This window comes from Streptomyces sp. NBC_00091 (assembly GCF_026343185.1).
GTDB lineage: Bacteria > Actinomycetota > Actinomycetes > Streptomycetales > Streptomycetaceae > Streptomyces.
Map to the genome: position 1 here is coordinate 1,209,512 of NZ_JAPEMA010000001.1, position 11,648 is coordinate 1,221,159.

Annotated in this window: 10 protein-coding genes; 2 read left to right on the top strand and 8 right to left on the bottom strand. The window is 73.2% G+C overall.

What is annotated here, in order from left to right; all coding sequences use genetic code 11:
- Positions 1–152: 152 nt before the first annotated feature.
- From OOK34_RS05050 to OOK34_RS05070, 5 genes are all read right to left on the bottom strand, one after another.
- The gene (locus OOK34_RS05050) at positions 153–1,211 is read right to left on the bottom strand and encodes a hypothetical protein (protein WP_267032654.1); all 1,059 of its coding nucleotides are present in this window, start codon (positions 1,209–1,211) and stop codon (positions 153–155) included.
- Positions 1,208–3,142: a hypothetical protein gene (locus tag OOK34_RS05055; protein WP_267032655.1), complete on the bottom strand. Its 1,935-nt coding sequence runs from the start codon at positions 3,140–3,142 to the stop codon at positions 1,208–1,210. The genes OOK34_RS05050 and OOK34_RS05055 overlap by 4 nt, the downstream gene beginning before the upstream one ends.
- On the bottom strand, positions 3,142–3,912 hold the full coding sequence (locus OOK34_RS05060; protein WP_267032656.1) for a toll/interleukin-1 receptor domain-containing protein: 771 nt from the start codon (positions 3,910–3,912) through the stop codon (positions 3,142–3,144). Before OOK34_RS05060 ends, OOK34_RS05055 begins: the two co-directional genes overlap by 1 nt.
- An 83-nt stretch (positions 3,913–3,995) precedes the next feature.
- A complete protein-coding gene (locus OOK34_RS05065; protein WP_267032657.1) occupies positions 3,996–5,264 on the bottom strand; it encodes a helix-turn-helix domain-containing protein in 1,269 nt (422 codons plus the stop codon).
- Positions 5,265–5,403: 139 nt separating this feature from the next.
- Complete coding sequence (locus tag OOK34_RS05070) at positions 5,404–6,687, bottom strand: MFS transporter (protein WP_267032658.1); 1,284 nt, start codon at positions 6,685–6,687, stop codon at positions 5,404–5,406.
- 227 nt (positions 6,688–6,914) lie between these two features.
- On the opposite strand from OOK34_RS05070, the gene OOK34_RS05075 reads away from it, so the two are divergent.
- Positions 6,915–7,895, top strand: coding sequence for an XdhC family protein (locus tag OOK34_RS05075; protein WP_267032659.1), 981 nt, complete (start codon positions 6,915–6,917; stop codon positions 7,893–7,895).
- 68 nt (positions 7,896–7,963) lie between these two features.
- Here the strand turns inward: OOK34_RS05075 and OOK34_RS05080 are convergent, their stop codons facing one another.
- Positions 7,964–9,289 (bottom strand): alpha/beta family hydrolase, encoded by a 1,326-nt coding sequence (locus tag OOK34_RS05080; RefSeq protein WP_267036630.1) that lies wholly within the window; start codon positions 9,287–9,289, stop codon positions 7,964–7,966.
- Between the two features lie 94 nt (positions 9,290–9,383).
- Here OOK34_RS05080 and OOK34_RS05085 point away from each other — a divergent pair, with 94 nt between their 5' ends.
- A complete protein-coding gene (locus tag OOK34_RS05085; protein WP_267032660.1) occupies positions 9,384–9,779 on the top strand; it encodes a DUF6479 family protein in 396 nt (131 codons plus the stop codon).
- 86 nt (positions 9,780–9,865) lie between these two features.
- Here OOK34_RS05085 and OOK34_RS05090 read toward each other — a convergent pair whose 3' ends face one another.
- Positions 9,866–10,765, bottom strand: coding sequence for an ATP-dependent DNA ligase (locus OOK34_RS05090; RefSeq protein ID WP_267032661.1), 900 nt, complete (start codon positions 10,763–10,765; stop codon positions 9,866–9,868).
- A complete protein-coding gene (ligD, locus tag OOK34_RS05095; protein ID WP_267032662.1) occupies positions 10,762–11,646 on the bottom strand; it encodes a non-homologous end-joining DNA ligase in 885 nt (294 codons plus the stop codon). The genes OOK34_RS05090 and ligD overlap by 4 nt, the downstream gene beginning before the upstream one ends.
- Positions 11,647–11,648 lie beyond the last annotated feature (2 nt).

An 11,648-nucleotide genomic window follows, 5' to 3' on the forward strand; every position in this document is an offset into this window, starting at 1 on the left:
CATTCGGCAGGGGTACTGTCCGGCCTCCGGAGCCGTGTGCGCAGGTTCGAATCCTGCCGGGGGCACTTCGCAGGAAGTGCCAAGACCCTCCAATCAGCGAATGCTGTTGGAGGGTCTTTTTGCGTTCGCCCTGGAGGGCGATGAGCTGACGCCTACGGGGTACCCGGGTCGGTGGGCCAGGGGTTGGTGGTGGCCTCCGAGTCGCCGGTGTCTTCGGGTGGGGGCGCGGGGGTGGGGTCCTCGGTGGTGGATTCCGTCCAGAGGCGGCTGCGGACGCGCTCGGCTTCCTCCTGACGGCCGGCCGCCGCCAGGAGGCGCAGGAGGCGGTGCAGGAACGACTGGCGTTCGGCGGAGGGTTCGCCCAGGCCTAGGTCCTCCAGGAACGCTTCCACGCGGGCGACCACGTCCGGCGGCTCGTGCTGGGGATGGTCCCGCGGGAGGGTGTCGTCGTCCGGCCAGGGCGCGGGTCCCGGCTCCGGTGGCCCGTCGACCAGGTGCCGGAACAGCTCGACCACCTCGGTGTTGTTCGACGCGGCGGAGAGCTGGGCGAGGGGGCCGAGGAGGTCCACCGCCCGTTCGATGTCCTCGTCGTGGCGGGCGAGCCACCAGACCACGGCGCTGCCGGGGCTCTGGAGGATCTCGTCCGCGAGGTATTTCCGCTTGCTCCGCTCGTACTGACGCTCCTGTTCCCAGGTGTCCTCCTCCTTCCGGAGGCCCGCGAGCCTGCGCAGGCGGTCGCGGTCCTCCGGGACGAGGGTCAGCGTGACGTCCGTGGCCATGACGACCAGCGTGGCGCTGTCGTCCAGGGCATGGGAGCCCAGCCGTTCCTCGAGCAGGTACTGGACGGAGCCGTACCGGTCGGGCCGTTCGCGACGGGTGAGTTCCTGCGCCCTCCTGATCACGCTGGCTACCGCGAGCCCGGCCCGGTTCCCGTGCGGCACGTCGCCTTCCGTTCCGGCCGGCCGCCACCACACCGACGCCGAGAGGAGGAAGTCGTAGTCGGGAAGCAGGCTGGGCACGGCCACCTGGTCCAGGTGCGCCTCCCGGAACGGGGCCTCGGCAGGCCGTTGGGGCTCGGCCGAGGCCTCCGCGGCCGCGGCGGCTTCGGCGCGCCGGGCGCGCAGGCGGGCGCGTTCCGTACGCTTCATGAGGACGAGGCCGAGTGCGGCTGCGCCGGCCGCGATGAGGAAGATCCAGGCCAAGGTGTTCACCGGGCGCCTCCTGAGCCCGCGGACGCGAAGGCTCCGTCCGGCTCGATGCCCTGAACCGTGTCGATCTCCTGCCAGAGCCGGGTCGCGGTGGATTCCCGTTCCGGCCGCCCTTCCGCCCAGGCGCAGGTGGTCGCGTAGAGCTGGTTGCTGCGCCGGTCGCTGCCGGCGACGGCCTGTACCAGGCAGCCGAGCGCGGACTCCCGCCGTACCCCGGGCATGAGCGCGGATGCGGTCAGCCAGGTCCGGATGAGCGGGGACCAGTCGTCCGGCGGGCTGTGTTCCATGGCGCCGCGCCATACGCCGACCAGTTCCGGCCACGGCAGATCCGAGGGCAGTGCGGCCTGTGGGAACAGCTCGAGGAGCAGTCCGAGGTTGCCCACTGAGCGGCGGCCGGTGTGTGCGGCGATCCGGCTGATCAGGAACCTTCGCAGGCGCCGGTCGGCCTGGACCAGTTCGAAGAGCGCCGTCCGGGCTTCCGCGCCCCGGGGTTGCAGGGCCAGGTGGTGGAGCCGGACGACCGCCTGGTGCGGGTGCGTCGCGGACATCATCCCGCCGCAGACCTCGGTCAGTACGCGCAGGAGGCCCGGGGGAAGCGCGGTCGCCCCGGCCCAGCCGAGGATCCGGTCGCGGACGACGCGGCCCTGGCGCTGGTCGCCGAGTCCCAGCTCCAGGGCGGCCCTTGCCTCCTCGTGCAGGCGGGGCGAGTGGCTCTCCGCCCAGCTCTCGGCAAGCTTCAGCCAGTCGCGGGTGAGTCCCGCTCCGAGGGCCTGTTCGGTGAAGCGCGCGACGAGGGCCGCCCGGTCGGCGCCCGTGAGGTCGTCGAGCCTGATGGTCCGGTCGACCCAGTTGCCGAGCGCAGCTCGCAGTGCGGGGTAGTGCAGCCAGAAGTGCCTGCGGACATGGGCGTCGTACTCCAGGCCCTCGAAGAGGATCTGCCCCTGACTGTTCCTGCGGATGCGCAGTTTCTCCAGCTGGGCGAGCAGATCGGGCTGCGCGAGACCGGGCGGGGTCTCGTCGCCGTGTCCGAGTTCCGTCAGCAGGGCGTTGCGGCTGTGGAAGACCGCGTCCTCGCAGGCGCCGTGCAGCATCGCGGCAGTCAGCAGCAGCGCCCGGTCATCGGCGCTCTGGAGGTCGGCGACCTGCCGGGCCGCTTCGTCGGCGCGGTTGGTGACGGCGTCGAGCGCCTCCTGGCACCAGCGGCCGAACTCCGTGCCGTGGCGGCCGCCGTCCCTGACCCGCCGGACCATCTCGCAGAAGCGTGCGAGCTCGCGCATCGGCTCCTCGGCCATGAACGCTTCCAGCGCCCGGGTCCGTAATTGCTCCGCGTCGCATTCGATTCCGGCCACGCGCAGGGCGAGGCGCACCACCGCCGTGGCCTGGGGCCGCTCCAGCGGGACCACCAGTGGGGCGAACTGCGGGTCCAGCACGTGGTCCAGCGCGGCCGGCAGGACGACGACCATCCGGGCCTTGGCGTGCTCGACGGCCGCGCGGTACGAGGCGAGGGTCTCCTGGGCCTCGGGGTAGTCCTTGTAGGAGGTGCCGGTGAGGTCGAGGAGGAAGCGGTCGCGCGGGCCCGCGTCCAGGGGACCCTCGGGCTTCTCCGCCGTCAGCTCTTCGAACCTGCCCTCCTCGCCGGCTCCGGTGTCCGCGGCCTCGTGGAGGAGCACGGTCGCCGCCGCGCTCCGGCCGATGCCCGCCGGCCCCTGGAGCAGGACCACCGCTCCGGGGGCTTCGAGCCGGTGGGCCGCCTCTCCGTAGTTGCCCGGGTGGACGAACACGCGGCGCAGTCGCGCGCGCCGCTCCCGGACGATGTGCAGGGGGTCCCGGCCTTGCCCGGGCGGCGTGACGCCGACGTAGACGTTCTGCGTTCCGGACCCGTGGTGGGAGGGGCCGGTGCTGCCGAGGACGTAGCTGTGGGAGTCCCCCGGCATCACTCGTCGTCCTTACGGGGCTCCGCGCGGTCGACGGACTGCCGCATGCCGCCGGAGTTGTCGCCCGCCACGTAGTTCACCCCCATCCCGTCGCCGGAGAACGTCGGCCCGTTGTACTGGGACCCGGAGCCGGTGTGGACCGGTCCGGCCGACTCGCTGACGAAGGTGCCGAGGTCGCCGTTGAGGTTGCCGATGCCGCCGCGCTGGCGGTGGCGTACGTCCCGTACCTGCATGCGGGCGGTGCCGGCGCGCTCCTGCGGCGGAGCCGGGTCCGCGCCGGCCGCCGCCTTCTTGTCCGCGGCGGCCAGCTGCGGGAGGAGCTCGGCCAGATCGTCGCCGATCCGCTTCAGGTCGCTCTCCGAGTTGCGGTGGTGGAACCTGCGGTACTGGCGGTCGGCCAGCTCCTGCAACTCGTGGGGGAGGGAGGTCCGGTCGAGCCGCGTCGTACGGCCCACCAGGACCGGGATGACGTGGGCTCCGCTCTCGAAGGCCTCCAGGATCTCGCGGCGGGTCCAGTCCTGCGGGTCTTCGAGGGCGCGACGCCCGTCACGGGTCGCGGCCTCGGACCAGCGGGGGCCGATCACCGCCAGCAGGACGCTGCTGCGGCGCACGGCCGTGAGCAGTTCCTGGGGGAAGGCCTGTCCCGGGCGGATGGACTTGCTGGCGCGAAAGATCCGGTCGTCTCCGAAGCGGCTGGAAAGTTCGTGTGCGATGAGGGTCGCGGTCGCTTCCTCGTCTCCGGTGCGGTAATTGACGAAGATGTCGGGCATGGCGGATTCCTCTCCTTGCGCAGACGTGAGTACAGAGATGGGTCGGGCCTGGACGGGGTGCCTTCAGGGGTGCACGGCCCGCTTCAGATACGGGCGGGCCTCAGCGCCCAGGCCAGGGCGGGCTGCAGATCGCGTACGGCGCGATGGGTCCGGAAACGGCCGAGTTCGGCGGCGAGGCGCCGGATATCGGTCCGCACGGTTGCCGAGGGCGCGGCAACGCCGACATCAAGCAGTTCCTGGGCAATGGCACAGGAGTGTTCGATTTCTCCGGATGCCGCGTGGGCGAGGGCCCGGCGGATTCCGTACCTCGTCCGCGTTCTCAGCGCGCCCGAGGGAATTCCGGAGAATTCCCGGTCCAGCACCTGGGCGGCTTCGCGCGGGCTGCCGAGGTCGTACAGGCACCAGCCGGTGACCATGGCCGCGGGATCGGGGAGGTTCGTGGTCCCTATGACGGGGCCGGGTCCGGCCTCCTCGGCGGCGGACGCGAGGCTGCGGCGGGCCCGTTCCAGGGCGCGCATGCAGGCGAGTTCGTCCCCGGCGAGTGCATGGCCCTGGGCCTCTCGCTGGGCGGCCAGCCCCCGGATCCTGGGTGGTACCCGCCCGTTCGACTGCGCCCGGGCGGCGAGGCCGATGGTGGCGGACGCGTCGTTGTCGTAGAAGGTGATGAGCGCGCGCCGCACGAAGGCGTACGAGGCGAGGTGCTGGTCCCCGCCCGCCTCGGCGAGCAGTACGGCGTCGGCGGTCCAGGACAGCGCGGTCCTGGTGTTTCCCGCCTCCTGGGCCATCCAGCCGGCGAATTCGGCGAAGCGTGAGGCCAGGAGCAGCAGCGGGATCCGGTGGCGGGCGTCGGCTCGGGACACGAGGCCGACGACGTCCCGCGTCTGGGACTCCAGTACGGGCAGCAGCACCGCGGGGTCGGAGCACTGGCCGAGTCTGCGCGACTGGTCGAGTTGCGTGGCAAGTGCGTCGAGCAGGGGGGTCCCGGTGGCTGCCGTCGCGTTTCCCGGCCTCTTGAGGACCTTGTCGATCAGGGGCGCGGCGACCGATTCGAGGATGTCGCGCCGGTCGAGTTCCCAGTGGCGCAGATTCGCCTCCGGGCCGCCGTTCGGGCCTTCCGAGGAGGTGTTCGGCCTCGGCAATGAGGTTTCGGCCAGTTTCCGCAAGGCGCCGCCCGTGCGGAGCAAGGCGTCGAGCCGATGAATGAGTTCGGGTGACGGCCGTCCCTTCCCCCGCTCCATCTTGCTGAGATAGCCCTTGCTGTAGTTCACCGTCAGAGCCAATTCAGTGAGTGTGTACCCGGCCTGATGCCGTAATCGGCGCAGCTCTGGACCCCATTCAGGCGAGGTGCTCATCCGAGCTCAACTCCCAAAATTCATGGCGCTCTTGGAGATCGATTCAGAGGCGAGTGTGACACGCGCTCCAGGTTTGCGGGTGCCGTCCCGAAGGTTTCCTGTTGCCAATACCGAGGGTGACATTCCGGGCGCCGTCCGGTCACGTCGAGTGGTCTTCCCGGGTGGGGGTCGCGCCTGGTTCGCACACCGGCTCTGGTGTTCCGGTGGTCTGTACGAGGGCTGCGCCGCGGGGGGTTGCGGTGAGGGTCAGGGCTGTTGCCGTCAGGGAGATGAGGCCGCCTGTGGAGAGGGTCCAGCGGGGGCCCCAGTGTTCGGCGAGCCAGCCCGTCAGGAGGGCGCCCAGGGGGGTCGTGCCCTGGAGGATCAGCAGGTAGAGGGCCATCACGCGGCCCCGGTAGGCGGGGTCCGAGCCGAGCTGGACGCGGTGGTTGGCCGCCTGCGCGAAGTACATCATCGCGAAGCCGGTCAGGGCCAGGAGCAGGCAGGCCGTGGGCAGGGTCGGGGCCAGGCCCGTGAGGGCTTCCGCGGCGCCGAAGGCCAGGGCGGAGCCCGTGACCACGAGGGCCGTCGGCCGGCCGCGGCGGGCCGTGGTGGCGAAGGAGGCCAGCAGGGAGCCGGCCGCCAGGGCGCTGCTCAGCAGTCCGAAGGCGGCGGAGCCGGTGCGGAACTCGGTCTTGGCGAGGAGGGGCAGCGTCAGCTGGAAGTTGAAGCCGGCCAGCCCCACTACGCCGACCAGGGCCAGGGGGAGGATCAGGTCCGGGTGCCGGGCCACGTAACGCAGGCCGTCCGCGATCCGGGGGTCGGCCGGGCGGGAGGGCGGCCCGTGGAGTTCCGCCGGACGCATCAGCGCGAGGCCCGCCACCGCCGCCAGGTAGCTGCACGCGTTGATCAGGATGACCGGCCCGACGCCGAGGCGGGCGATGAGGAGGCCGGCCGCAGCGGGGCCCGCCACCCGCGCGGCGTTGAAGTACGCCCCGCTCAGCGCCGACGCGTTGGGCAGCAGATCGCTCCCCACCATCTCCCCCACGAAAGAGATCCGGGTGGGCGCCTCCACCGAGTTGACCGTGCCGAGGGCCAGGGCGAAGAGCCAGATGTGCCACAGCCGTACCTCGCCGAGGAGCACCCACAGTCCCAGGAGGAGGGCGAGGGTGCCCGAGGTCAGGTTGGCGAGCACGAGGATGCGGCGCTTGCTGTGCCGGTCGGCCAGCCGGCCCCCGTACAGGGTGAGGAGGAGTACGGGCGTGAACTGCAGGGCGGTCACCACGCCCAGGGCCGTGCCCGAGTCCCCCGAGAGTTCCAGCACCAGCCAGTCCTGCGCGATGACCATCATCCAGGTGCAGGTCACCGACAGGAGCTGGCCGAGGAAGAACAGCCGGAAGTTGCGTACCGAGAGGGAGTCGAAGGTGCGTTTCAGGGTGTGCACGGTTCGGTCATATCCCTTCACCCCGTTCACTCGATTCTCCGTGGTGACGGCCGACCGGCCACTCGTGGAAGGTTCCGGTGGTCTGTACGAGGGGGATGGGGCGGGGTCTGTGGGTTTGGGGGGTGGGTGGGGGTCAGGGGCGTGCGTAGGGTGGTTTTCGAGGCCGCTTCGTGCCCGTTGACCAGGTGCTTTGCGGCGAGAGAGCGCACAGAGGATGGGGCAGCGAGATGCGTGAGCTGGCGGAGACGGCGCGGCAGTGGACGGCCGAGGGACGGGTGGCGTTCCTGGCCCGGCCCGTGACCGAGCAGGGGTTCGGGCCGCGGGATCCCGCCGGGGCCGTGCTCGTGGACGCCCGCGGGGAGTGCGTCGGGGCCCTGTACCGCGGGGTGTTCGACGCCGAGCTCGTCGCCGAGGCCGGGGCCATGGGCGCCGGGGACACCGCGCGGGTGTGCGAGGTGTCGGTCGGCGCCGGGGAGGCCGTGGAGGCGAAGCTGACCTGCGGCGGGCAGGCCGAGGTGCTGCTCCAGCCCCTCGCGGGGATCCCCGCCGCATGGTGGGAGCTGCTCGGCACCGGGGCCGGGGTGGCGCTCGTGACCCGGCTCAGCGAGGGCGCGGACCGCGCCGTGAGCGAGGTCGTACGGGCCGGTGACGCGCCGGCCGACGACGCCGCCCGGCGGGCCGGGGAGCTGCTGGGCACCCGGCGGCCCGGGCGGGACGCGCTCTACGGGGGCTCCGGGCTGGTGCTGGTGGAGGCGTACCCGTCGGCCCCTTACCTGGTGATCGGCGGGACCGGGGAGCTGGCCGAGGTGATCGGCGCGCAGTCCGCGCTGCTCGGCTGGGCTTCGGTCACGGTGCAGGACGCGGCGGACGCGGAGAAGGTGCTGACCGCGCACCGGGACGCCGCCTGCCTGGTGATGCTCAGCCACGAGCCGGATTTCGACGTGCCCACGCTGCGCAATGCCCTGGCCCTGGACGTTCCGTACGTCGGGGCCCTCGGGTCGCGGCGGACCACCGCGCGGCGCCAGGACGGGCTGGTGGCCGCCGGGGTGGGCGCGTCCGAGCTGGCCCGGGTGCACGGGCCGATCGGGCTGGACCTGGGGGCCAAGACCCCGGCGGAGACGGCGCTGGCGATCTGCGCCGAGATCCTGGGGGTGCTCGGCGGCCGGGACGCGCGGGGGCTGCGGGATTCCGACGGGCCGCTGCGGTGACGGGTGGGTGAGGTGAGGTGAGGTGAGGTGCCGGGCCCGTGGGGCGCTGTGGGCGGCCCCGGCTGTAGTCAGGGCGTGCCCGGGCGTGCGGTCAGGTGGCGGGTGAACCAGTCCCGGGCCAGGGCGGCGGCCTCGTCCAGGGCGCCCGGTTCCTCGAAGAGGTGCGTGGCTCCCTCGATGACCTCCAGCCGGTTCTCGCAGCGGAGCTCCCGCTGGGCCTGGCGGTTGAGGTCGAGCACCAGCGTGTCATCGCCGCCGACGATGAGCAGCGTGGGAGCCCGTACGGCGCCCAGGTGGCGCCCGGCGAGGTCCGGGCGGCCGCCGCGGGAGACCACGGCGCCGATGTCCGCGTCGGGGGAGGCCGCGGCCTCCAGGGCCGCCGCGGCTCCGGTGCTCGCCCCGAAGTAGCCGACGGGGAGGGAGGTGCGGCCGCGCAGCCAGGCCGTGGCCCGCGTCAGCCGCCCGGACAGGGTGGCGATGTCGAAGACGTTCGCCCGCGTGGCCTCCTCGTCGGCGGTGAGCAGGTCGAAGAGCAGGGTGCCCAGGCCCGCCCGGTTCAGGACCGATGCCACCGAGCGGTTGCGGGGGCTGTGCCGGCTGCTGCCCGAGCCGTGGGCGAACACCACGACCGCCCCGGCACCCGGCGGCAGGGTGAGGCTCCCGGCCAGCCGCAGACCGGCCGCGTGGACCTCGACGGCCTCGTCCCCGGCCTCGTACCCGGCCTGCTCCCCGGCCTGCTCCCCGGCCGTGGGGGCGGGGCGCGCGGCGGCCTGTGCCAGCAGGGAGACGACCTCTTCGTCGGGGGTCTGGGAGAAGTCCTGGTACCACTCCCCGACGGCGGAGAACGCGCGCGGTGTGGAGAGGCACACCACCTCGTCCGCCACGGCGCCGACCCGCGCGACGGCGTCCGGCGGGGCGACCGGGGCTGCCATCACGACCCGGGCCGCGCCCTGGGACCGTACGACCTCGCACGCGGCGGCCGCGGTGGCGCCCGTCGCGATCCCGTCGTCCACCACGATCGCCGTCCGGCCCCGCAGCTCCAGCCGCGGCCGGTCGCCCCGGAAGCGGCGGGCCTGGCGTACGAGCTCCGCCCGCTCGGCGTCCTCGACGGCCCGCAGGTCCTCCTCGCGGACGCGGGCGCTGCGGACGACGTCCTCGCTGATGACGCGTACCCCGCCTTCCCCGATGGCACCGAACCCCAGCTCACGGTGGTACGGGACCCCGAGCTTGCGGACGACGACCACGTCGAGCGGGGCGCCGAGCGCCAGTGCCACCTGGAAGGCCACCGGCACTCCGCCGCGTGGCAGGCCCAGGACGACCGGGTCCTGCCCGCTGTACTTGCGCAGCGGCACGGCAAGACGCACGCCCGCGTCGTCACGATCGGTGAACAGCATCATGGTTCACCCCACATCCCACCCCCCTCATCCGATTCATCCGAATTGCCTACTCCTAGGGTGCAATAGCCTGGATTAAGGGAAAATGGTGAATATGGACATGATCCTGAGCGTGGACCCGATCCTCACCGACATCGCGTGGTTCCTGGTCGTCGGGATTGCCGTAGCCGGCATGCTGCTCGGCGGCTTCAAGCTGGGCCAGCGGGTCCGGGCCAAGGAACCCCCGCCGCCCACCCCCGAGAGCCAGCCGCACCTGCCGAACGGCGGGGCGGTCTACGAGGTCCGCGAGGAGCGGGACCCGGTGGAGATCCCGGAGGGCGGCCTCAGGCCGCACGAGATGCAGGGCTACGGGAACTTCGGGTCGACGACCTCCAGCCATGCCGAAGAGGTCCGGGCCGAGCGCGAGTCGGGCTACAAGCATCCGGAGGGCCCCGGACCGCACCCGCAGCCCGGGGCGCCCCCCGACGCGGGACGCGGCGCGCACGCCTGACCCGCCGCCGGACCCGCCGCCTGCCCCGCCGCCGGAACCCGGCACGAGACCCGAGCCCGGCCTCTGGCCCGCGCCTCCCGCGCGGGTCAGAGGTCTGTCCGCAGCCGGAGCACCTCGGGGGGCGGGTGTCGCGTCGAGGCGTGCCGGACCTCGGCCGCCAGCGGCGGGTCCAGCGGGCGGAACGGCACCTCGCCGAGCCCGATCGCGGTGACCGTGGCCCCGGCCGGAGCCACCTCCGCGCGCTCGGCGACGGCCGCCGCGAGTTCCGTACGCAGCCCCGCCGTCAGCGGGCTCGACACCAGCGGCGCCTCGTCCTCCTCCCCCGGCAGCACCAGGACGAGCGCCATCGGGCGGCGCGGGGTGCCGGTGTAGCCGATCACCGCCGCGTCGCGCACGTCGGTGTGCCGGAGCTTGCGCCAGGCCCGCCGCCCGGCCGGGTAGGGCTGGTCCAGCCGTTTCACGACCAGCCCCTCGATGCCGCTGGCGGGCAGGGTCTCGTACCAGGTCTCGGCCAGCTCCGGGTCCGTGGTCATCGGCACCGGCTGGAGCGGCGGGCCGAGCGGCAGCAGCAGGTCGACCAGCAGGGCCCGGCGCCGTTCGTACGGGCGCCCGCGGACGTCCACCCCGGCCAGCTCCAGCACGTCGAAGGCCGCGTACGAGGCCGGCAGGCTCCGCGCGAGCACGGCCGCCCGCGCCTCCGTGGCCGCCGCGCGGCGCTGGACCAGCGCGAAGTCCGTCCGGCCGGCGTGCCAGACCACCACCTCCCCGTCCAGGACGGTTCCGGCGGGCAACTGCCGTGCGGCCGCCGCCAGATCGGGGAAGGCCGCGGTGACGATCCGCCCGGACCGGGCCTGGAGCACCACGTCCGCCTCCGTGCGCAGCACGACCAGGCGGTGCCCGTCGAACTTCGGCTCGTACGCCAGGCCCGCCGCGCGCGGCAGGGTCCGTACGGAGGCGGCGAGGGCGACCTGGACGAGGGGGGTCATGGCAGTCTCCCGGCCGCGTCGGGGTCGGTCAGCGGGGCGAGGAGGTCGCCGTCGCGGGCCAGCCGGGGCGGGATGTCGTCGGCGAGGAACACCAGGTCGGAGGCGGTACGGCAGGCTTCGACCTCGGCCCAGGAGACGGGCGCGGAGACGGTCGGCAGCTCCCGGGCCCGCAGCGTGTAGGGGGCGGCGGTGGTCTTGGCGGCGGCGTTCTGGCTGTGGTCGACGAAGACCTTGCCGGGGCGCAGCGCCTTGGCCATCCGGTGCACGACGAGGCCGGGGAGCTCGGCCTCGGCCTCCTGGGCGAGGGCCTTCGCGTACGCCGACACGCGCGCGGACGGGGTCGGCTCGAGCGCCACGGCCAGGTGCAGGCCCTTGGAGCCGGAGGTCTTGGCGTACGCGTCCAGGCCGTCGGCGGCGAGGCGCTCGCGCAGCCACAGGGCGGCGGCGCAGCACTCGACGACGGTGGCGGGCGGGCCGGGGTCGAGGTCGAGGACGAGCCGGTCGGCGACGGCGGGGGCGTCGGCCCTCCACTGGGGGGTGTGGAACTCCACGACCAGGTTGGCGGCCCACATCAGGGAGGCCATGTCGGAGACGACCACCTGTTCGGCCCGCTCGTCCTCGGAGCGGGGGACGGGGGTGGTCCTCACCCAGGCGGGTGTGCCGGGCGGCGGGTTCTTGGTGAAGAAGAGCTGGCCGTCCGGGCCGTCCGGGTAGCGCAGGAAGGAGACCGGGCGGTCGTGGATGTGCGCGAGGAGGGAGCCCGCGACGGTGGCGTAGTAGTGCAGCACCTCGCCCTTGGTGAAGCCGGTCGCCGGGTACAGGACCTTGTCCAGGTTGCTGAGCGCGATGCGACGCCCCTCCACCATCGTGATCGGCGTCATAC